General features: G+C 40.8%; 15 protein-coding genes and 1 pseudogene. 7 read left to right on the top strand and 9 right to left on the bottom strand.

Annotated features, from left to right (window positions below; all coding sequences use genetic code 11):
* Positions 1–162: 162 nt before the first annotated feature.
* Both CV014_RS17980 and trmL read right to left on the bottom strand, forming a co-directional pair.
* Positions 163–2,463, bottom strand: a complete 2,301-nt coding sequence (locus CV014_RS17980; RefSeq protein ID WP_236143276.1) for a peptidoglycan DD-metalloendopeptidase family protein — start codon at positions 2,461–2,463, stop codon at positions 163–165.
* Between the two features lie 831 nt (positions 2,464–3,294).
* Positions 3,295–3,756 carry a tRNA (uridine(34)/cytosine(34)/5-carboxymethylaminomethyluridine(34)-2'-O)-methyltransferase TrmL gene (gene trmL, locus CV014_RS17975; protein WP_236143275.1) on the bottom strand — a complete coding sequence of 154 codons (462 nt, stop codon included), beginning with the start codon at positions 3,754–3,756 and terminating at the stop codon, positions 3,295–3,297.
* A gap of 160 nt (positions 3,757–3,916) precedes the next feature.
* On the opposite strand from trmL, the gene CV014_RS17970 reads away from it, so the two are divergent.
* Entirely contained in the window at positions 3,917–4,060 is a 144-nt protein-coding gene (locus CV014_RS17970; protein WP_236143274.1) for a hypothetical protein, read from the top strand.
* Here the strand turns inward: CV014_RS17970 and gshA are convergent, their stop codons facing one another.
* The 4 genes from gshA to CV014_RS17950 form a co-directional block, all read right to left on the bottom strand.
* Complete coding sequence (gene gshA / locus CV014_RS17965; RefSeq protein WP_236143273.1) at positions 4,061–5,200, bottom strand: glutamate--cysteine ligase; 1,140 nt, start codon at positions 5,198–5,200, stop codon at positions 4,061–4,063.
* 512 nt (positions 5,201–5,712) lie between these two features.
* Positions 5,713–7,332: a hypothetical protein gene (locus CV014_RS17960; RefSeq protein ID WP_236143272.1), complete on the bottom strand. Its 1,620-nt coding sequence runs from the start codon at positions 7,330–7,332 to the stop codon at positions 5,713–5,715.
* The gene (locus tag CV014_RS17955) at positions 7,310–11,755 is read right to left on the bottom strand and encodes an AAA domain-containing protein (protein ID WP_236143271.1); all 4,446 of its coding nucleotides are present in this window, start codon (positions 11,753–11,755) and stop codon (positions 7,310–7,312) included. The genes CV014_RS17960 and CV014_RS17955 overlap by 23 nt, the downstream gene beginning before the upstream one ends.
* 94 nt (positions 11,756–11,849) lie before the next feature.
* Complete coding sequence (locus CV014_RS17950; RefSeq protein ID WP_236143270.1) at positions 11,850–12,770, bottom strand: histone deacetylase family protein; 921 nt, start codon at positions 12,768–12,770, stop codon at positions 11,850–11,852.
* 115 nt (positions 12,771–12,885) lie between these two features.
* Here CV014_RS17950 and CV014_RS17945 point away from each other — a divergent pair, with 115 nt between their 5' ends.
* Positions 12,886–13,899, top strand: coding sequence for a mechanosensitive ion channel family protein (locus tag CV014_RS17945; RefSeq protein WP_236143269.1), 1,014 nt, complete (start codon positions 12,886–12,888; stop codon positions 13,897–13,899).
* Positions 13,900–14,068: 169 nt separating this feature from the next.
* Here CV014_RS17945 and CV014_RS17940 read toward each other — a convergent pair whose 3' ends face one another.
* The gene (locus CV014_RS17940; protein ID WP_236143268.1) at positions 14,069–16,084 is read right to left on the bottom strand and encodes an S-layer homology domain-containing protein; all 2,016 of its coding nucleotides are present in this window, start codon (positions 16,082–16,084) and stop codon (positions 14,069–14,071) included.
* A 105-nt stretch (positions 16,085–16,189) separates the two neighbouring features.
* Between CV014_RS17940 and CV014_RS17935 the strand changes: the two genes are divergently transcribed.
* The 3 genes from CV014_RS17935 to CV014_RS17925 all read left to right on the top strand — a co-directional run bounded on the left by CV014_RS17935 (position 16,190) and on the right by CV014_RS17925 (position 18,745).
* Positions 16,190–16,537 carry a hypothetical protein gene (locus tag CV014_RS17935; RefSeq protein WP_236143267.1) on the top strand — a complete coding sequence of 116 codons (348 nt, stop codon included), beginning with the start codon at positions 16,190–16,192 and terminating at the stop codon, positions 16,535–16,537.
* Between the two features lie 68 nt (positions 16,538–16,605).
* Positions 16,606–17,508 (top strand): alpha/beta fold hydrolase, encoded by a 903-nt coding sequence (locus CV014_RS17930; RefSeq protein ID WP_236143266.1) that lies wholly within the window; start codon positions 16,606–16,608, stop codon positions 17,506–17,508.
* 235 nt (positions 17,509–17,743) lie between these two features.
* A complete protein-coding gene (locus CV014_RS17925) occupies positions 17,744–18,745 on the top strand; it encodes a serine/threonine protein kinase (protein WP_236143265.1) in 1,002 nt (333 codons plus the stop codon).
* 240 nt (positions 18,746–18,985) lie between these two features.
* Here CV014_RS17925 and rimM read toward each other — a convergent pair whose 3' ends face one another.
* Positions 18,986–19,636 (bottom strand): ribosome maturation factor RimM, encoded by a 651-nt coding sequence (gene rimM / locus CV014_RS17920; protein ID WP_236143264.1) that lies wholly within the window; start codon positions 19,634–19,636, stop codon positions 18,986–18,988.
* Here rimM and CV014_RS17915 point away from each other — a divergent pair.
* Positions 19,635–19,775 carry a hypothetical protein gene (locus CV014_RS17915; protein ID WP_236143263.1) on the top strand — a complete coding sequence of 47 codons (141 nt, stop codon included), beginning with the start codon at positions 19,635–19,637 and terminating at the stop codon, positions 19,773–19,775. The genes rimM and CV014_RS17915 overlap by 2 nt on opposite strands.
* On the opposite strand, the gene CV014_RS17910 is transcribed toward CV014_RS17915, so the two are convergent.
* Positions 19,772–21,055 (bottom strand): valine--pyruvate transaminase, encoded by a 1,284-nt coding sequence (locus CV014_RS17910; protein ID WP_236143262.1) that lies wholly within the window; start codon positions 21,053–21,055, stop codon positions 19,772–19,774. The two genes, CV014_RS17915 and CV014_RS17910, sit on opposite strands and share 4 nt — an antisense overlap.
* 346 nt (positions 21,056–21,401) lie before the next feature.
* Here CV014_RS17910 and CV014_RS17905 point away from each other — a divergent pair.
* Positions 21,402–21,547: pseudogene (locus tag CV014_RS17905) on the top strand (S-(hydroxymethyl)glutathione dehydrogenase); the annotation flags it as partial.

Raw genomic sequence — 21,547 nt, 5'->3', positions numbered from 1 at the left:
AGTAGGAAATCCCTTCTTCCCCTGCCCGATGCCCAATGCCCGATGCCCAATGCCCCATGCCCGATGCCCAATGCCCCATGCCCCCTGCCCAACGAAAAAAGAGGGAGCTAAACTAACTCCCCCTGAAAAATAAGATGGTAATCCAATAGAAAACAGCCTTTGCTATATGCGGTTTGCAGGTAGCATTGCTATGGGGTTAACTGCACCTTTACCTGTGGGATGAATTTCAAAGTGCAGGTGTGGCCCGGTGCTAAAGCCGGTGCTACCTAATCTGGCAATTTGCTGACCTTGGCGTACTTGTTGACCTACTTGTACCAAAATGGCACTGTTGTGGGCGTAGCGAGTTAAACTGCCATCGGCATGGCGAATATCTACAAGATTGCCATAGCCACCTTTATTCCAGCCGGCTTTCTCAACGACACCGTCAGAAGATGAAAACACTGGTGTACCTACAGCATTGGCAATATCAATACCTCTGTGCATTCTTCCCCAACGCCAACCATAACCAGATGTGAGTACACCTTTCGCTGGCCAAATGTAGGCTACAGAAGAATTCGAGGGTGGGGGTGTGTTTTCGTCGATGGAACGAGGTAAATACTGGTCTACAGCTGCTAATGGCGGTAGCTTGTTAACAGAAGGAGAAACGGTAGTTCCACGCATTCTACCCAAGGAATCATTTGCACTCACACCAGATGGGGGGGTTGCTATCCGTGTCCGGTTGGTGTTACGAGATGGTGCAAGTTGACTGGCTCCACTGTTAGGCAAGAATTCTGGGTTAACTGACTCGTCGGTTAAAGGAAGAGTTGCTCGGAATTCTGGTTTCACTGGTTCATTAGCATAACCAGGTGTAATGGGAGTGGGGACAGTAATGGGGATAGCAACGCTTCCTTGGTTAGAAACGGGTCTAGAGGTGGCTACACCATTAGGAGCTGATACAGGAATAGGTATGGCTGCATCTTCTCTTTCTGGTGTGGTATTGTTCCCAGCTTGCTGAGTGCGGTATTTGCGTTGTAGTCGCTGAATTTCTGCCTGTAGGTTGCGGAGTCTTTCGTTTTTAGCTCTAGCTACTCTATCAGATGACTTTCTGGGCTTTTGGATTTCAACAAAAGCTCTGGGAATTGGGGTATCACCACCTACACCTTGAACTTCTGGTTCGTTGGCAGTTGTTTCTGGCTCAACAACATCAGGTGCTAAGGTTTGCGGTGCTGCTGGTGCTGTGGTTGGGACAGTCACACTGCTGTTATCTACACTGCTGTTATCAGCAAGAACAGGTGTTTGTGAAGTGAATGGCTGGGAGTTGATGCTAGTGGGTTGGACGGGGAAACTAGCTATGGGAGAGTTGATGTTGTATTGCGCGTTTGTTGGGTTTTGTGGGATGGCACGGCTGTTAACTGGAGCGGTAGGAATCACCAATTTTTGGCTAATTTGTAGCTGATTGGGATTGCTGATGCCATTAGCTTTGGCTATTTCTGCAATGGAAGTATTATATCGATTAGCGATCGCCGCTAGGGTATCCCCTGGTTTGACTTCGTAAGTCCCTTGTGACGATGGTGCTGTGATTTTTGGTGTCACTATTGGTGCAGTTGTTGCTGGTTGCTGCACGGGAATAGTAATGGCTTGTGGTTGTTTTACACTTGTGGCCAGATTATCTTGACTACCGTCAGTGAGTGTTGGCGACTGTTCAATTACTGTACCTTGGGTGTTGAGGGGAGGCAGCTGATTGGCTATTGTTGTTGGCTGCTTCAACTCAAAGGTAGTTTTTGATAACTCTTTTGACTCCTCAGACCGCAACTCCGCCAGACTTTTTCTTAAACGGTTCGATTTTTCTTGTAGGCGAGTTAGTGCAAATTCTTGCTGTGCCTTTAATTGGGCATTAATTTCACCACTTTCATCTGCACTCTCTGTTGCTTCTGTTTGTGGTTGTGTTTTGATAAATGCAGTTTGTTCAGCATTCGCACTGTTAGCTTGAGCCAGCTGTTCTGGGGTCAATTGCGCTGGCTGTGGTGCTGTCAGTTGCTCTTGCTGGTCTTCTATGGAAGTTTTGTTAGTTGTAACGTTTTGGGAAGGATTTTCTGATGTTGAAGATGGGACAGACATTCCACTGGCCAAAACTTGCCATTTAGCTTCAAGCCCAGGCAACTGTGAAACTGCTGTTGGTTCAACGATGACAGGATTCTCTGGCACACTTGCTGATAAGACTACGGGAGTCCCTAGCTTGGTGGGAGCAAATTTCACTTCTTTATCAGATGCAGCAGAAACCGTTGAGGCCGCTTTTTGACTACCTACAGGTGCTGCTGCTTGGGCTTGATCGCTTTGCCGAGTCACCAAAAGGCTGGTTGCTCCCATTGACAGGGCTAAACCAATCATGGCTGCTTGTCTACGGGCGCGGCGATTAGCATCATTGTTAGCCACGTTTAGTTGCTCCACTGGGGCATCATCGCTGCTAGGGGTATTGTTCAACACAGCCTTCACTCTTTTTTTCAATGCTCGTTTCAAAGACGACCTCCTATGATCAATAGCGCTTAACTGACCTAGATTTTTCAGTTGGAACTAGTCAACGATCTAGATCACATCAGACGATAGATCAAGATCACTTCTTACCAGAGATACTTACGCAAGATTAACCTGCTTCTCTGATTTAGACAAGTTCACACCTGTTAGCAAAACTTAAAAAGTTGCTATGCTGACTTGTCCGTTCGACTCCTCACCCCCTCACACAGTGTGTTACTTCCAGATTTGTCCTAGTTTCCTGTTACTGTTGACGGTTTAGCTGGAAAATACATGATATTCTCTCAGAAAAAAGTCGTTGTAAGCAATTCTTACTAAGACTTCTGGAAAAGCTATGCCCCCTGCTGTAGATATCTTCAAGGGTTTTCTACCAGATCCGTCTTCTCAACACGAGACTTTACGTTGATTATTCCCTAAAAAACAACCGTACAAACTATCGTCTGCTTTTTTGCTAGACAATAATATTTTTGAGGCAATATTGTTCAAGCTCTTTGCTCAGAAAGGGTTTTCAGTTTTTAGTTCCCTGCACTCCCATCATTTGAATTCATCAAAATCTATCATTCCAATTCGCAATTTGATGGAATTTGATATACAAATTTCTTATCATAATTATCTCTGATTTTCTAATATTTTCAGTATTATTACTCTTGTCACTATAAAAAATAGTAACAAATAATACAAAAATAGATGTGGCTACTGGATATTAATGAATTCAAATTGTCGAATTGGCGAGAATTTGCCTTGTTTTATCTCAGTAAAATTACGTGCGGGAGTTCAGGAAGCAAACTACAGTAAGTACCCCAACTGGCGGCGGACTTCAAATAAACCGATCGCCACACTCACAGACAAATTCAAGCTGCGGACACCTGGTTGAGCCATTGGTATATGTAAGGTAGCATCGCAAGTTGACAAAACTTCTGGTGGTAATCCTGTGGTTTCACTCCCGAAGAGTAACCAATCATCATCTTGATATTGATATTTAATATAGTTGGAACTGCCACCAACCGAGAAACCCAATAATCTGCCTTGGCGTTGTTGGTGGACTGTTTGAAATGCTTCTATGGATTTGTGATAGTGCAGTTTGACGTAAGGCCAATAGTCTAAGCCGGCGCGTTTGAGGTAGCGATCGCTAATTTCAAATCCCAAAGGCCCGACGAGATGTAACTCTGTACCTGTAGCGGCGCAAGTGCGGGCGATATTACCTGTGTTGGGTGGAATTTGGGGATGAACTAGAACTACCTGGGGCATGGTCTGCAAAACTTCTATTTGTATAAAAAGATATATTTACCACGAAATATATACCAATAGACAGAGGCTAACCATAGGTTTTGTTAATAAATATCAAGCAATGGCCATAGATTAGATTTTTAAAAGAAAAAATTAAGGTTTTGGGATTGGGGATTGGGGATTGGGGATTGGGGATTGGGGATTGGGGACTGGGGATTGGGGTAAAGTCTTCCTTACACCCTTACACCCTTACACCCCTATACCCTTACACCCCTATACCCCTATACCCTTACACCCTTACACCCCTAAACCCTTACACCCCTAATTAACCAACTAAAGAGGAACACAATTTATCTTGCAGTTCCAGTTCGCGTTCATGGGTGGCGGTGATGGCTTGGGTGATTACTTGTTGGGTGTCTAAGCCAACTCCATGCAGTTGTAACCATTGTTGGGCTTCGTTACCGACGCGGAGGATTTTCTGTAATGGTGAGAGGAAACAGCTAAAACCTTGTTGTTTGGCGATCGCCCAAACTTCGTCATAGATTTCGGATATCCAATCTCTGGCGATGATGGTGCGGCCATCTTGCCAGTGTTGCAGTTGTGCGTCAAGGCTAAGGGTAGCGGCTGCTATTTCGTTGTTAGTGGCGATTTTAACTAGTTCTTCGGGAGAGAAAATACTTTGGCTGAGGGGATCTAAGTCGGGGTTTTCGATGAGTTGTAACAGTCGCGCTTCTAACAAGGCGGTGATGGCGAGTAAGGCGATGGGATCTGTCACTAAATCGCAAATTCTCAGTTCGAGGCGATTGAGGTCATAGGGACGGCGATCGCCATTGGGTCTGACTGATACCCACAGATGACGGACGTTTTGCATTGTCCCTGCGGCTAGTTGCTGTTCTACCCACTCGATATGATGGGCGTGACTTGCAAATAATGGTACGTGGTTTGGGGTTTGGGGAAAGACACCCCAACGGGTGGAGTGATAACCTGTGGCTTTACCGTCTAAAAAGGGAGATGCAGCACTTAAGGCTAAAAATAAGGGTGCTTCCATGCGGATTAACCGACAAGCCCGCATTAAGATTTCTGGATCGTCTATACCTATATTGATATGGACGCTGGCGGTAACGACTTTGGTGTGGTAGGTGTTTTCGATGTAGTCGTGATAAGGGTTAGTGGGGTCGGAACGAACAAAGCGATCGCTTCCTCCCAAAGATAGGGTACTACCTGGAATTAAGGTGTAGTCACCCAATTTTTGCAGGTAGTTGCGTAAGGTTCGCCGAGGAGTCAGCAAGGCGCACAATAGGCTTTCATAATTCAGCAAGGGACTAGTTACATATTCTACGTTGCGGCTATCTGGTTCTCTGACAAAGCCATCTAATTCCGCCACGATTTTATCGGAGAGTCCAATGATTTCTCCTTGGGGCGTGCCGGTGTACATTTCAATTTCAAAGCCTTTTAGTAAGCCCACTGCGTTCTCCTCGGCTTTCTATTGCCTATAGATTTTATCGATGTCAACGAGTTTTTTTATCGACTCTGAGAGCGACTTTAAAGTTAAGAATTATGGAATTTCACCTTACCTACCCTTCTTTAATCACTCTCACTGTATAAAAATCTAAAACCCTTGTTTTTCAATTCTTTGGTAAATTTAGGTGTAGGTTGTGTTGAGGAACGAAACCCAACACCCAAAGACCTTGTTTTTGTGGGTTTCACTCCGTTCAACCCAACCTTGTATATTGAGAAGTTGATTAACTCTCAATTCATATTTTCTAAGAATCTTTAATCTCAATTTGATTAAAAATACTTGTTTTGCCTGTACATCTTAATACTTAAGTTATCTGTTGAGTTCGGTAGTCGGTGAAGGGTAATCACCCATTTTATTGATTGTGGATTACCGATAAGGGACTTCCAACTAAAAAATATCGTATCACTATGTAGAGCAGGGGGCAGAGAAGATGGAGAAAATAGAAGCTCATTCACTGTCTAATTGTGCTTATATCTAGTCGCGCTTCTTTCACACTGTGCTTTAATATTTGCCCAGATGGGCAAAAGTTCTGAGAAATGGTTGTCCTGTATCTCTCGGAGTGCAAAATCTTCCATTCCCAGAGAAGCCCATACACACAAAGAATTGATCGCCATCTGAGGATCACGCGCTTCTAAAGATTTTTGCCATAGTGTTTGAGCATGATGTTGAAAGCGATGAGACAGAAACTCGTAGGCTTCTTGTACTTGATTCGGAATTGTCACCTTATATACTGATTCACCTCGTGGCAGGTAGTCACCACGATAGGAAAGCCAGTTATGAGATCCACAAAGATGAATCTTTTGATCAACTATTACTTCTTTTACGTGGGAGTCACCCAACCAAAATATGCTTACACCAGGTAAACCATCAGGTGTTCTTATCGCCTGTAGTTTGGCTTCTACTTCTGGCGGTATTGGTCTATCCTCATCTTCTTGTCGTCGTGCAATTCCATATCCAATTAAAATCCAAACTCCACGATTTACTAATTCTTTTAGTAGCTTGAGAAATTTTCCATCTACAACGACAGAACTGACCCAAGGAGAATATATGAGAATTTGACGTTTCGCAGCTTTTAATACTTCCCAAAAAGCTTGATTAATTTGTCTATCACGTAATTGAATAGCTGTGCCATTTTCTATTGATTTATCTGTATTTGAATCTGTTTCTGTATTGTAAACTAGTGCCTTTTGTCTGATTTTCTCAACTCTAGCTTCTATTTCGGTATTTTTCCTTTTAAGAGTCGCTTCGCGTTCAAAATTGATGATATCATCAGATAAAAAACATAATGATTTTAGCGAAATCTTCTCGTCAGCTATAAATGATTGTAGGCTATTTGTTGCAGATTCCAAAATTTTATTACCATTGCGTACTTGAATATTCAATTGATCATCATTTGCATCATAAATTACTAAGACCTCTATTTTTTTCCAAATTTTTTTTCCAGGTGAGATAATTTTACACGAGTTAATGATTTTTCCATCTTCTGGAATATGAAGAGCTAAACTAGAATCCTGAATTTTTCGCTGTAGTTCATCTAATGATAATGAGATAAGACCATTATTTTCTTGTTCAATATTTACAAATTCTGCTAAATTCGGCAGCGTTATTAAAGCATTATCTAATAAATCTAATGATTCATACTTAAAAATAATATTCTCTTCTAAAGGACTTGTAAAAGCATAAATTTTTACTGTATATGGAGGTTGAGGCACAGAACCTCTCTCATAAAACAAACGTCCTTCAGGTGTAACAGTAATTTCTGAAGTATTTCCTATAACTTGTAATGATTGAAGTGTTGCAATCGTACTTTTTATAAATACACTATCAAGACCAAGTACGGATGCTAATTCGTCTGCTGTTAGCGGTGTGTCAAATTCAATACCTGCTCGAATAATGAACTCTTCAAGAAGATTAACATTGCGAGCCTCTTTAATAGTTACCTCTATAGGAGTTTGATAGAGATTATATCGAAATTGACGTGCCGCTAAAACTGATAAGCTAGAACTTTGTGCTTCAATTTTATCTACTAAACTTTTCAGATGTTCATCAATAGGTTTAGCCGCAGATGCGAGAAACATCAATTAAACCTCCTTGATGACGGATAACGTGGGAAATTTGAGAGTACATATTGCCGACTTTTCCTCGTTGACTAGTAAATAATTCATGACAGCCTACAATTATTAATAGTTCTTGAGCGCGGGAAAAGGCTACATTAACTCGTTCTGGCTTTTTAGCAAATCCCACATCTTTAACCTGATTGTTGCGAACCATACTAACAATCACCACAGGTCTTTCCATACCTTGAAAGCGGTCAACTGTACCAGTACGAATTTGTAAAGATGGAAATGATTCAGAACGCAGTCGTTCGTCAATTTTTCTGAGTTGTGCGCCATAAAATGTAATTATGGCAATTTCTTTTTTTGGTTCACCAGTAGCTACTTTAGTGGCCCAAATATCATTAAAATGGTGACACAAAGTTTCAATCACATCAATTTCCTGAGTATTAATAAAAGATGTACCTTCTCTTTTCTCTTGATAATCAGGATTTATAGGTGTTTTTATCCAAACTATATGATGTTGTTCTTGAATAATTTTACCTGCTAAATTATGAGCGCGTTTTATATCAGGTTCTAAAATGCCACATCCTAGTTTATCGTCATAAAACTGATTGATTGCACCCATAATGAAGGGGTGCATTCGATATTGTATGTTCAGCATTTGCTTAATGCTTTGTTCAGCAGACTCAAACTGAAGTTTAAAAATAGACTCTTCTAAGAATTCTAGTTCTTCGCGTGTACTACCAATTTCTTGGGCAACTTCTTCTAAAGTGTCAGTATTAAGCATCGGTGGTAGTTGTTTATGATCGCCTACCATAACTAACTTTTTACCTTTTAAGGCTGGAATTAATAACTCTGGAGGCGTACATTTACTAACCTCGTCAATGATAACGACATCAAAATATTTAAATTCGTCAGAAAAATCACGATTAGCAGCCTGAACGCAGGTAATACCAACCACGTTGGCATTATTTAAATAAATTCGTCTCAAATCATTGCGATCGCTTTCTGATGGTTGACGCAGTTTCTGAATCCAATCTTGAATAAAGTTCTGATATCTTGTTAAATAAGTCTCCTCATTTTTTAGTTGCTGTTGCCAATAGTTAAAATGGTTTTCAACTTCACATAGGGCTTCTATAGAAAAAGAGTCATTAGCAGAAATCGCTATTTTAAATTTATCTGGTATTGCTTCCCATGTTGAGTGCCACCAGATTCTTTCTGCTGATAGCTTATCTAAGTTTTGCTGTAACTTAACTATGATCTGGTTGAGTTGTTTCTGATATTCTGTTAGTTTATTCTTACACTTTGACTGTGTTGATTGTATGTCTGATATTTTATCTATCAGCAAAGATTGAATTTTTGAAAGCAATGCCGAATTATCTATTAAATATAATACATTTTCTAGTTGTTTTATTCGACTTTCAATAGGATGTATTTTGGCGGTAAAATGTGGAATTTCAGCTAATATATTAGAGGAATCGCCAAGCATTCTTGTAACTGTAACCTGCAATTCATCTGGTAAATGTGAGAATTGGGAAAGCTCCTGCAATAGTGCGATCGCTCTTTTTAACTTAAAGCCTGATTCACTATGAGAAATTCTTAAAGATTCTTGAATAGCTAGTATTTTTTGTTTACAATTATCTGCTATGCTTACTTGTTCACTTAATTCTTTTTCTAGCTTTTGTTGAGTTTGTTCTGTCTCAGCCTGTAATTGCTTTAGCCATGTATACTCATTTTGATTAATACATTTTACTACTTCGTTTGTAATCTCAATTAGGATTGATTCACTATAAATCGGTTTAACTCTTTGAAGTAGAATTTTCGCTTGTCTATTAACAAACTCAAGGGTGATTGCTACACTGTAATGACGGCTATATGGGCGTAATATTTTGATAATTGTCTCTAAGCTTTTATAATTAAGAGCAAATACAATAATTCTTTCAATAATCTGTTCCCAAATACCCAAAGGCTTCTCAATTTTTTCAAGACTATTTTGTGCTAATTGTTTTAGTTTAAAAAGAGATATAACTGGGTTTATTTCTTTAATAGCACTCATCTCAGAAATATCACTTTCCCTAATTATGCGATTACCTAATAAGTTTTTTCCTCTTACTACTAAATTTTTAATTTCTCTAAATAGGTTACAAGATGTATCCCACTGACTATATTGCTGAATTAAGTCATTAAATTTTAGTTGACAATCAGCAAAAGTATTTTCCCCGTCTACATAATCATACTGTTGTATGAGTGTTAATAACTCTACAGGAAGTTCTATTAATTCAACTATAAACTTTTGGCGCGTCTTAAAAGATTGTGTCAAGCTGTTAAATACAGTAGATGATGCCGTAAGTAGCCATGTATCTAATGAAATCACTGCTGAACTGATTTCAGACTTACGTTTTTGTAATTTCCTGATTTCTTGCTGTAAACTTTGCTGAACACTAAGAAATCTTTTGTAGTTTGAATTGAGCTCAGTAAAATACTGCGAATTTTGTCTATGAGTCTGTGCGGCTGACTCAGCTTCAATCATAGCTGTAGCTGTATGATTTGCATAATCTAAAGCTGTCTTAAATTCAGAAATGTTAACGGTGGCTGTATTATGCAACCAAGTAGCTAAACCAAATAAGCTAACATTTGTGTGTATTATGCCAATTTCAGAAGCTAAATCAACTGCAATCCGAAGATTTGCACAAAAGTCTCGGACATAAATATCTGTAGAGATATATGGCAGAAGGCTATTCCACAAATTCACAAGTTGTGGAGCTTGCCAATCTACTAAAGATACTTGATTTAACAAGTTATCCACAGCACTTTTGAGAGATTTAATCTTAATTAATTCTTCTGTTACTTGTTGATATTCATTCGTTTTATTTGCACAGGATAACTCTAAATTAGCTTTGTGTGTTTCTAATATACTTTGTTCTTCTTGGAATACATTTTCTAACTTCAGATATTCTAAAAATCTTTGTGATAATATCAACAATTCACGTAATACTTTTACATCCTTAAGTCTTTGTCCAAGATTATTTTCACAGTAAGTAGCTGTATTGTTTAGCCACGTATTAATTACTTTTTCTTCTAAAAATGGCTGTCCTTCCTCTCCTACTTTTTCAGCTTTCCCTTTTCGCACAGCCCGAATTACAGGGTTGTGAACTAATCGACTCAGGGCGTTATCTACTGCTAAATTAGCTTGAGAAGCAATTAAAGTACGTCCACCCCGCAGAGCAACTTGATAGCAAATTTCGGCAATTACAGTAGTTTTACCTGTGCCTGGTGGACCTTGAATCAAAGCTAAGTCTTCAGATGCAAGTACCATTTCTACTGCTGCTTTCTGGCTAGGATTAGCGGATGATAATAATAAATCATCTAGTTGAAGTTGAACAGTGTTTTTTATTCCTCTTGCTTGAGAAGCATCGAATAAAAAATTTCCTAAGTAGGGGTTTTGGGTACGACCTTGATTTAGGTCATCTAAAGCTATTTCTTTACGACGAATCTGTTGTATATCACCAGCAGCTTGAAAATATAAAAATCCTGAAGATGGTAGTTGATAAAGCCCATCTGCCATCTGTTCTGCTAGTTCACGTTCTAGTCTCACACGGATGATACACTTCTGAGAATCAAATCCTTCAATTAACCCTAATTGGCGACTATCACGCCAGTTTCTTCTATCAGGAACAGTCTCAAATAACCTGATATCTTCATTTTTTGCCCGTCTTACACGTTGCCAAAAATCTTCCGCATCAAGGGAATTTTCTTCAGCACCGTCAACAGTAGCTAAGTCTACATCAATATCAAAGCTGATGGTTCTGGTAGCAGAGCCATAATTATGACCTAATAAATATACGCAAAACTGACGTGATTGAGCGATTTTCTTCTCTATTTGTAAAAACACTTTCCAAGCTTTAATCTGCTCTTCTGTAGGTACATGATCACCACAGATAGGCATTTTAGCTATTTTAGTTAGTGCTGCTTGTGGAATATTGATTTGGTATTTGTAGTTTGGAAGTAAACGTAAAAAACAAGGTAAAGAATAGCCATCAGCATAACTCAACTCAGTTTGTAACAACCGAGTAGAAATGATTTTTAAACCGCCGTATCCATTGTGTTGTACGGCAGCTCTTAATCCTAAAGTTTTTCGTAGTTTTTCAAGTCTTCGAGGGAGTAGCACATCATCTCTATCGGTGGCTACTGTCAGTTCCCAAATTTCTTCTCCATTAAGTTTCCCTAGACCTTTACGACGCACATAAAATAGGCAAGGCTCTTGTCCAAACATTTCTAACATTAACTCGTTAGCAAGTTCTCGCCTTTCCTGAAAGTCAGTATGTGCTTCAATAACATCTTCACCCTCAAGATCACGGATAAGACGGTCAATTGCCGAACCTAGCAAATTATATCCCCAGTCGTCGGATGATAGTTCGTAGATGCTGATTTTGGGATTGTCCATCAACAAAACCTGATAATATGCCAATAGGGTTTTTTAATTTAATTACATTAAAACATATTTAAAAACTTTATTATCAGTAATATCATGTAGAAAATTAGTATAATTTATATTGGTGATAAGTTTCGCTAGCGGCGCGATGTACTAAGGAGTGTCGCCAGACTAAAGACTTCATATCATCGGCGTAACCGCCACCAATGACGCAGGCGACGGGATAGCCAGCACTGACGCAGGTACTTAAGACTTGCATTTCTCGGCGGAAGAGGCCAGTATCACTTAAGGCTAGTTTACCTAAGCGATCGCCTATATGGGGGTCAACACCAGCGTCATAAAATACTAAGTCTGGCTTGACTTGAGATAGCAAATCTGGTAAATAATTCGCCAAGGTTTGGAGATAAGCGTCGTCTTCCATTCCCACGGGTAGAGGAACATCTAAATCACTTGTTTGTTTAGTTCCTGGGAAATTAACTTCGCAGTGCATGGAGAAAGTAAATACACTCTCGTCATCCTGGAAAATAAAGGCTGTACCGTCTCCTTGATGCACATCCAAATCAACAATCAAGATTTTTTTGACAAGTCCTTGTTTTTGCAGCACACGGGATGCTATGGCTAAATCGTTAAAAATACAAAAACCAGAACCATAGCTAGGAAAGGCGTGATGTGTTCCCCCAGCAGTGTTACAGGCTAAACCTTGTTTTAATGCCAACTTTGCTGTCAGGATTGTCCCAGCGACTGCTATGCAGGTACGATTGGCTAAGGCTAGACTCCACGGTAAACCAATGCGACGCTGTGCTTTGGAATCTAATGTCCCTTGACAGTAACTCTGCACATAGTCGGGAGTGTGGACTAACTCAATTAATTCTAAAGGCGGCTGATTTGGCAAATGAAATTGTTCTAAGTGGGCTACGCCGTCAGTTAATAATAACTCATAGAGTAATTGAAACTTAGCCATCGGGAAGCGATGACCTTCAGGTAATGGTGCAACGTAATCGGGATGATAAATAATCGGTAGATCCATATTATTTATTTTCACCCGAATTCTAGTATTTCACCCATCTGGAGATTTTTGATGGTGTAGTCATGAGGTAAAATCTTGCAGTAATCATCTGCTGACAGGAAATTAAAAATTGATAATGATGGACTGGATTTTACCTCTAGCATTAATCTTAGTGGGCTTGTTGACAGGAATTATTGGTGAAAAAGTTGTTTTCCATCGATTACAAAAGTTTGCTACTGATAAAAATATTCCAGGAAGTCATATTATTTTTACTTCCCTGCAATCTATGCCTTTTGTTTGGTTCATGCTAGCGGGTTTTTCTGGTGCAGTTGTCAGCGCGCCCATTAAAACAGATATCATTAATTTATTACAAAGACTCACCACCATCACTTTTCTGTTTTCTATTACTTTAGTTGCTGCGAGATTCACGGCTGGGTTTTTGAATCTCTACACTAAATCAGCCGCTAGAGCTACCGCATCACTAATTTCTAATGTTGCGAAAGCTGCTGTTTTGGGGTTAGGCATATTAATTATTTTGCAAACTTTGGGAATTGCTATTACTCCGATTATCACAACTTTAGGGGTCGGTGGTTTAGCAGTGGGTTTGGCATTGCAAGATACTTTGGCAAATTTATTTGCTGGTTTTTATCTAATTCTTTCTAAACAAGTGCGTACGGGTGATTATGTGAAATTGAATGATGGCAATGAGGGATATGTCATAGATATTTCTTGGCGAAATACCACTATTAGAGAATTATCTAATAATGTCGTGATTGTGCCTAATTCTAAACTTGGCTCGACAATTTTCACTAATTATCATCTACCTGCCAAGGAAATTACTTTAACTATGAATGTAGGGGTGAGTTATAATTCCGATTTGGAACAGGTGGAACAGGTGACAGTAGAAGTGGCAAAGGAAGTCATGCAAGAAATTGCCCCTGATTTAATTAAGAATGAACCATATATTAGATTTCACTCTTTTGGAGATTTCAGTATAGATTTTACTTTATATATGCGTGTGAGTGAATATTTTGACCAGCGCATCGGCAAACATTTATTTATTAAGAAACTGCACAAGCGTTATCAGGAAGTTGGGATTTCGATTCCTTTCCCTATTCAAGATGTTTATGTTAAGGGAACTGGGGAATAGGAAGGCAAAAGGCAAAAGAAAGAATGTAAAAGTAAAAAAGATGTTGGTTGAGTTATTAAGAAAGGGGAAAGGGTAAAAATTTAGAAATATATTTACCTTTTCCCTTGGTGTTTATCCTACTGTGAACTTATCAAGAAGCAATCATCGGCTTCTGAGAAAACTGAGAATACTATCTGGGACGGCCTGGAGTTCTTCCATCTTCATCGTTACTACCATCGTGGGGACGGGAATTACCAGGATCGCAGCCTTCGGAACCATTGCCAATACCTTGGTTACAATGGCGACGGACTTTTTTATCATCATTGTCATCGTCATCAGTGCGATTAAATCTATCAACCTCGGCTCGCTGCTGTATGCTGTCTATGGCGTACTGAGAGGAGATATCAAATACATCACCTGTACTGGCTAGGGTTTTGTAGATTAAAGCTGCAACTTCTGCTCTAGTGGCTACTTTATCAGCATTGAGGGTTTGCACATTGGGATAATTAACGATGATACCCCGTTCGGTGAGGGCTGCGATCGCATTCCGCACATCAGAGCGAATACTAGTCGCATCTTGATAAACTGCCAAAATGGTTTGCGTAGAACCGCTAAATGTATAATTGAGTCCTTGGGCTAAAGCTAGCAAAACTTCTGAACGAGACAATGTTTGCATAGGTTTGAAGTTATTCCCAGCCACACTTAAAAAGCCCATTGCATAGGTATCACGAATGGCGTTATAAGCCCAATATCTAGTAGAGACATCCCGAAAGCTAATAGCATTTCTCACTTTAGCTTTAGCAAAAGCTTGAGTTAGCATTGCCGCAAATTGGGCGCGTGTCAACTGTTCGTCAGGACGGAAATTACCATCGGGAAAACCTTGGATAATTTGCAGTGCTGCTAATTCCGCGATAAAGTCTTTAGCCCAGTAATTATCCCCAACATCAGCAAATTTTACCTGAATCCCGTTCCCTACCCCAATTTCACGATAGGTCATCATCAACTGACCAATGTCATATATGGAGTTATCATCATTGCTGACTTCATTAAACTCTACTAATCTACCTGGTTCAACTTTTAATGCTTCCGCCAAGTTGTAACTAAAGACATTCATTGTTTGACGTACCAGTGTAAATTCACCGGTGCGGAAGGAAGTCGGATAAACGCTATTTGTGGCGACAGTGGAAAAACCTTCAGCCTGAAATTGACTGATATTAATAGTTTGGGAACTACTCAAAAACGTTACCCGTTCATTACTAACTTGGGTAAAGTAGTCGTAAGCGGTGGTATTAGTATCAATTGTGCCATCTTGGTCAGCATCAGCACCGCAAACAGTACGCACAACTTGATATTCTGTGGGGTTATCGGACAAAATTAAGTTAACTGCTGTGTGAGCTGACAATAACTCAAATTCGCTGTAACCAATAAAGCGGTTTTGCAGATCATACAGCCGCACGACCACGCGATCGCCTGCTTTTAATCCTTTAGCAAATTTGGCTTTACGATTTAATTTGTATTTAAAATCACCTAAAAATCTTTCCGCTACAAAGCCTTTGTGGCGTTTGGCTTTATAGGAAACACGCGCAATAACATCGGAAAAATTACCCGATGGTTGTAAAATTGCCAAGCTGAAGCCTGTTTTTTTACCTTTAACAGAACTACTAGTTGCAACTACTTGAGTATTGCGCTCAACTCTAGTTGTTTGTTTTTCTACAGTTCTGCTAGTAGTTCTGCGAGATGTCACTTCCTCACCCCGTATCATCGCATTAACAAACTGAGTAGCATCTTCATCCAGTTTGGCTAATGTTCCAGATTCATCAGTGCGATATACCCAAACTTGTTGATCCTTTAATACTACTACCTGCCAACCACTGACTTCTGCTTCTGTACAGTTAGTATCTGCAATTGTTAAACCCAAACAACTATTCGACCAACTTTGTTGTTGCGATTGAATGATTTGGAGTTGAGAAACTTCAATACCAGTGCGTTGAGAAATATCTTGTAGAACAGCTATTTTAATTGGTTCTGGCAGTTGTTCAGCATCACTACTGAGAGATTCATCTGCGAGTAGCTGTGTTTGCGTCACCTTGGTAGAAATTCCAGGATCTGCATAGGCAGACAATATGGGAGAAAATACTGCTAAGGATGTAGCCGTGAGAAAAACTGTGCTGACATGATGTAGGGAACGTGGATGTCTAAATTTCATCTCGAACCGTATTAAGTGGCTAAAAGTGAAGGGAACTTCACAGTTCCTTCATCTATTAATCCCTTTGTGAAGATAAAACTAACACGTTCGGGGAATATGGGGGGATTGGGGATTGGGGACTGGGGACACTTCGGCAAGCTCAGTGCATCGCTGGGGATTGGGGATTGGGGACTGGGGACTGGGGACTGGGACAAGGTAGTCTTTATTTCTCTTTTAATCCCCACAACTCATTACTCATTACTCATTACTCATTACTCATTACTCATTACTCATTACTCAGCACTCAGCACTCAGCACTCATTACTCATTACTCAGCACTCAGCACTCAGCACTCAGCACTCATTACTCATTACTCATTACTCATTACTCATTACTCAGCACTCAGCACTCAGCACTCAGCACTCAGCACTCAGCACTCAGCACTCAGCACTCAGCACTCATTACTCAAATTAACATTTTGATGAGAATGCTAGGAGGTGAAACACTTTACTATATATATCAATACTATAGGAATCTTAATAATGACATTAGTACCAGAGCAAAAAGTATCTACAGCGCAGTTTGAAAAACTCATTTGGATTTGGCGCAATCATAAAATTCAATACACCGTCATGGGTACAGGACAACCTTTGGTGCTAGTGCATGGTTTTGGTGCTTCCATTGGACACTGGCGCAAAAATATTCCCGTATTAGCGAATGCTGGCTATCAGGTGTTTGCGTTGGATCTTTTGGGCTTTGGTGGTTCGGATAAAGCCCCTATAGATTACAGTACAGAGGTTTGGGCAGAACTATTAAAAGATTTTTGGACAGAGCATATCCAACAACCGGCGGTATTTATTGGTAATTCTATTGGCGCACTCATCAGTTTGATAGTGATGGCTGAATATCCAGAAATCACGGCTGGCGGTGTGTTGATTAATTCAGCTGGTGGGTTGAGTCATCGTTCCCATGAATTGAACCCAGCTTTAAGAGTGGTGATGGCGGCTTTTAATCGTTTTGTGCGATCGCACATTACAGGTAAGTTAATATTTAATCGCATCCGCCAAAAGGAGCAAATTCGCCGCACCCTCTATCAAGTGTACTGCGATCGCACAGCCGTTACTGATGAACTAGTTGATTTAATCTACACTCCAGCCTGCGACCCAGGAGCGCAAAAAGTATTCACCTCCATTATCAGCGCACCTCCAGGCCCAGCACCACAGGAACTACTACCAAAAATCAACCGTCCCCTATTAGTGATTTGGGGTGCTGAAGACCCCTGGACACCCATTACTGGTGCGAAAATTTATGAACAAGCACTGACAGATGGTAAAGATGTCAAAATCGTACCCATTCCTAATGCTGGCCATTGTCCCCACGATGAAGTCCCGAATATTGTCAATGCTGAGATTATTGATTGGTTAGAACAGAAAAGCGGGGTGTAGGGGTGTAAGGGTGTAGGGGTGTGGGGGTGTAAGGGTTTAAGGGTGTAGAGGTGCAGGGTGCAGGGGAGAAAAAATCACTCATCACTCCCTACTCATCACTCCCCACTCAGCACTCAGCACTCAGCACTCAGCACTCATCACTGCAAAAGTAGGGCAGAATGGCAAGTAATCATCTAGAGGAGTATTTATAATTTGTTGACTTCGCCTTGACAAAATCAAACTCAGGTGGTGTGTAATGGAGCTTGATGTCAATAATCAAGGGAAAAATCCCTTAATTCAACATCCAGATTTTTCTGCTTTGGGTTATCAAGTTATCCGCGAGTTGGGACGCAACCAGCAAGGGGGACGCATCACTTATCTTGCTCATGTCCGTAACTCCCCACAACGGGTGGTGATTAAAGAGTTTAGTCTTGCTCATGTTGGTGTAGACTGGCTAGGAATAACGGCTTATGAACGAGAATTACAAATCTTACAAAGACTCAATCATCCCCGCATTCCTCGTTATATAGATACTTTTACCACCGCTACAGGTTTTTACATAGTACAGGAGTATAAAAACGCTCCTTCTTTAGCTGCAATACCGCACTTGCATCCAGAGGCAATTAAACAAATTGCGATGTCGGTTTTAGAGATTTTGGTGTATTTACAGCAGCGTATTGATACGATTATCCATCGCGACATCAAACCAGAAAACATTTTAGTTGATGAGCAATTCAATGCTTATCTGATTGATTTTGATTTGGCACACATACAAGGTGAAAAAATGGCTCTTAGCAGTTTAGCCAGTGGCACGCCTTATTTTATGCCACCGGAGGAACATTTGGGTCAGCCTTTCACCCCAGCATCAGATTTATATAGTGTAGGTGCAACGTTAATTTACTTACTTGCCAAGACTCGTTCTATCAGTATCAGTCAGTTAGTTAACGGTAAGTATCGCTTCAATTTGCAGGAATTCTCTACACTCAATCCCCGCTTGAGAAACTGGTTAAGCAGAATGGTAGAACCTAGATGGCAATACCGTTATCCAAATGCGGCGGCTGCATTAGCTGCACTAGAACCGATACAGGTAACAGGTAGTGGTAGCTTCCTTGAAAGTTTGAGGGTATTTCTCAGATTTGGCAAACAAAATACCTTAATTGCCGTAGCTATCATCAGTATACTAGCCACAGCAGGAATCACTCTCATCATTTCACCACAAGACGGTTTAGCCGAGCAAACACAGAATATAGAGGATTAGTTGAGGAACTTCCAACTAAAAGATATACCGTTGCTTTGGTAAGCAGGGGAGGCAGGGGAGGCAGGGGAGGCAGGGGAAGCAGGGGAAGCAGGGGAAGCAGGGGAAGCAGGGGAAGCAGGGGAAGCAGGGGAAGCAGGGGAAGCAGGGGAAGCAGGGGAGGCAGGGGAAGACAAGGTAGGAGATGAGAAAAACTGTTACCTGTTACCTGTTCTCTAATGACTAATGACTAATGACTAATGACTAATGACTGAGTTCCAATAAGCCGACGGGGGGAGTGATTTCGATGCGACGAGATGATATATCTACTACAGGTGCGATCGCTCTCACAAAGGGAATCAAAACTTTCTTGGGTTTTTGCTCATGATCATGTGGCGTTAACTGTACTTCTAGCAAATCATGACCAGCTGGAATGACATCAACTACTTTACCCACTAGTTCCCCGGACTCTTGCAAGAAGACTTCTATACCAATTAAGTCAATCACATGATATTCATCTTCTCCTAGTTGGGGGCGATCGCTAATGGGGACGAATAATTTACAATCACGTAATTCTTCGGCTTGGTTGCGATCTTCGACACCAGCTAATTGAATGATATATAAATTTTTTCCTTCTACATAACGCCCTGCTAATAACTCAATGGGTTGTGGTGCTGTTTCCCCTGGACGTAATAACCAACGTGTTCCCGACTCCTCAAACCTTTCAGGAAAATCAGTTGTGGGATAAACCCGTATTTCCCCAGCTAAACCCTGTGGTGCGACAATTTTACCGATTTCTATCCAGTCATCTAAATTGGGGGACTGGGGACTGGGGACTGGGGACTGGGGACTGGGTTTTTCTTTCTTCCCTACTTTTCGTCTTCCTGTCTTTTGTTGTGTTTGTTTGAGGTTCATGATTGTTAAATTAACTACCGAAGCACGCTACCAAAATAGCGATAGAGGTAAAGATGAGAAATTAAAAGGTAAAAGGACAAAGGTGATTTTATACTCCATGCCCAATGCCCAATGCCCAATGCCCAATGCCCATCTTTAAGCACTAACCGCCGCACTTTGATAAACCTGTTCTGCGACTTTCGCTAACCGTTGCATTCCCAGAACAATTTCATCGTTGCTACCTGTGAGGCTGATACGTAAACATTGGTGTTTGTGTTGCCATTCTTCTTGTAAACCAGGGAAGAATGTACTACCAGGAACGATGATTACACCGACTTTTTTGAGTTCTTGGTAAAATTCCCAGTCAGTAATCGGTAAATCTTTTAACCATAGCCAAGCAAAGATTGCACCTTCTCCACGGTGTAAGAACCAAGGTAAATCTTTGGGCATGGAGTTATTTAAGGTGTCTTCTAGAACTGTAAATTTGTTTTGGTAGAAGGGACGAATTACAGTTTCGGAGATATGTGCCAGACTACCGGATTCTATAGCACGAGCCGCGATCGCCTGTCCATAACGTGAGGGATGAATACATAAGTTTGTCTGGAAGCATTCTAAAACTTGTATCCATTTTTCGTCCCCAATGGCGATGCCAATGCGTTCCCCTGGCAATCCAGCTTTAGATAAACTCATACAATGAATGATATTGTCGCCAAATACTGGCTGCATATCTGTAAAGTTTAAGGCTGGGAATGGTGGTGCATAGGCGGAATCGATTAACACGGGTACATCATAGGAAGCCGCTAAAGCAGCGATTTTCTGCACCTCATCTTTTGTCATGACGTTACCTGTGGGGTTACAGGGACGGGAAAAGATAATACAGCCTGTGTTTTCTGTAACTGATAACTGGTTGAAGTCAGGACGATATTTAAACTTGTGATTAGCTGCGTCAATGTCGAGAGTGGGTTTGTAAGCTAATAAAGCTTCTGGAAACAAACAAACACCACCATAACCTGTATAATCTGGACTTAAAGGTAAAACTATTTGCTTGAGCTGACCATTATTAGTGTAGCCGCCGAAAGAATTAGCAGCGTAGAAGTAGAGACTTTGACTACCAGGGGTGAGCAGAATATTGCGCTCAGTTAAGTTTAAACCATAGCGTTTGTTAAAGTCGTTAGCGATCGCCTCAACTAATGGCGCGTAGCCTTGACTGGAACCATAACGACAAACTACTTCCCCATACTCTGAACTAGCCAACAATTCTGCTGTGTAGTCCCGCCACAACTGTTCTACCTCTGGTAAAATCAACGGATTGCCTGCACTCAAATTAATTAATTCCTGCCCCCGATTAGCTTTTAGCGTTTCGTTAATGTCCTTCATAATTGCTCGGACACCTGTGAGGTTAGACATTTGAGAGCCAATTTTAGTTAGGGCAGGGTTCATAAGCTATGCAAAAGTAAAGGTAAGTGAAGGGTTGACGACAATATAAATTTATCGCGGCAGATAGATATCATTTTTCCAGTTTACCGCCTGTAACTAATGTACCAATCTCTCCCAAAAATGCAATTTTCTGGTTCACTGACACACAGACTATGAAAAAACTCGTAAGCATCCTAAGATAGATATCCATAAATTGCCAACAATGACTTTAAGCGATGGATATTTCCCATTAGCACACTGACTAGGGCTTGTTGAATTTTGCGGAAAGTTGCGTGCGGGGGTTTCCCCCGTTGAGCAAACTTTCCAAGACGAATTTTGAATTTTGAATTATTTACGGGAGGGCTAACTCTTGGAAGTTAAAGCAGCAGTAGCCTATGGTGCAGGTAAGCCATTAACTATCGAGACTGTGCAACTAGAAGGGCCACAAGCAGGAGAAGTTTTAGTGGAAATTAAAGCCAGTGGAGTTTGTCACACTGATGCTTTTACCCTGTCTGG

The sequence above is a fragment of the Nostoc sp. CMAA1605 genome, from assembly GCF_021596505.1.
Classification (GTDB): Bacteria; Cyanobacteriota; Cyanobacteriia; order Cyanobacteriales; family Nostocaceae; genus Trichormus.
The sequence above is the reverse complement of the archived record's forward strand: the minus strand, read 5'-3'. Positions and strand labels throughout refer to the sequence as shown.

Excerpts from the sequence above, each read along its gene's own strand:
- trmL (WP_236143275.1), bottom strand. The coding sequence starts at position 3,756 with ATGCCCCAGGTAGTTCTAGTTCATCCCCAAATTCCACCCAACACAGGT.
- CV014_RS17960 (WP_236143272.1), bottom strand. The coding sequence starts at position 7,332 with ATGTTTCTCGCATCTGCGGCTAAACCTATTGATGAACATCTGAAAAGT.
- CV014_RS17955 (WP_236143271.1), bottom strand. The coding sequence starts at position 11,755 with ATGGACAATCCCAAAATCAGCATCTACGAACTATCATCCGACGACTGG.
- CV014_RS17950 (WP_236143270.1), bottom strand. The coding sequence starts at position 12,770 with ATGGATCTACCGATTATTTATCATCCCGATTACGTTGCACCATTACCT.
- CV014_RS17945 (WP_236143269.1), top strand. The coding sequence starts at position 12,886 with ATGATGGACTGGATTTTACCTCTAGCATTAATCTTAGTGGGCTTGTTG.
- CV014_RS17940 (WP_236143268.1), bottom strand. The coding sequence starts at position 16,084 with ATGAAATTTAGACATCCACGTTCCCTACATCATGTCAGCACAGTTTTT.
- CV014_RS17930 (WP_236143266.1), top strand. The coding sequence starts at position 16,606 with ATGACATTAGTACCAGAGCAAAAAGTATCTACAGCGCAGTTTGAAAAA.
- CV014_RS17925 (WP_236143265.1), top strand. The coding sequence starts at position 17,744 with ATGGAGCTTGATGTCAATAATCAAGGGAAAAATCCCTTAATTCAACAT.
- CV014_RS17915 (WP_236143263.1), top strand. The coding sequence starts at position 19,635 with ATGATTGTTAAATTAACTACCGAAGCACGCTACCAAAATAGCGATAGA.
- rimM (WP_236143264.1), bottom strand. The coding sequence starts at position 19,636 with ATGAACCTCAAACAAACACAACAAAAGACAGGAAGACGAAAAGTAGGG.
- CV014_RS17910 (WP_236143262.1), bottom strand. The coding sequence starts at position 21,055 with ATGAACCCTGCCCTAACTAAAATTGGCTCTCAAATGTCTAACCTCACA.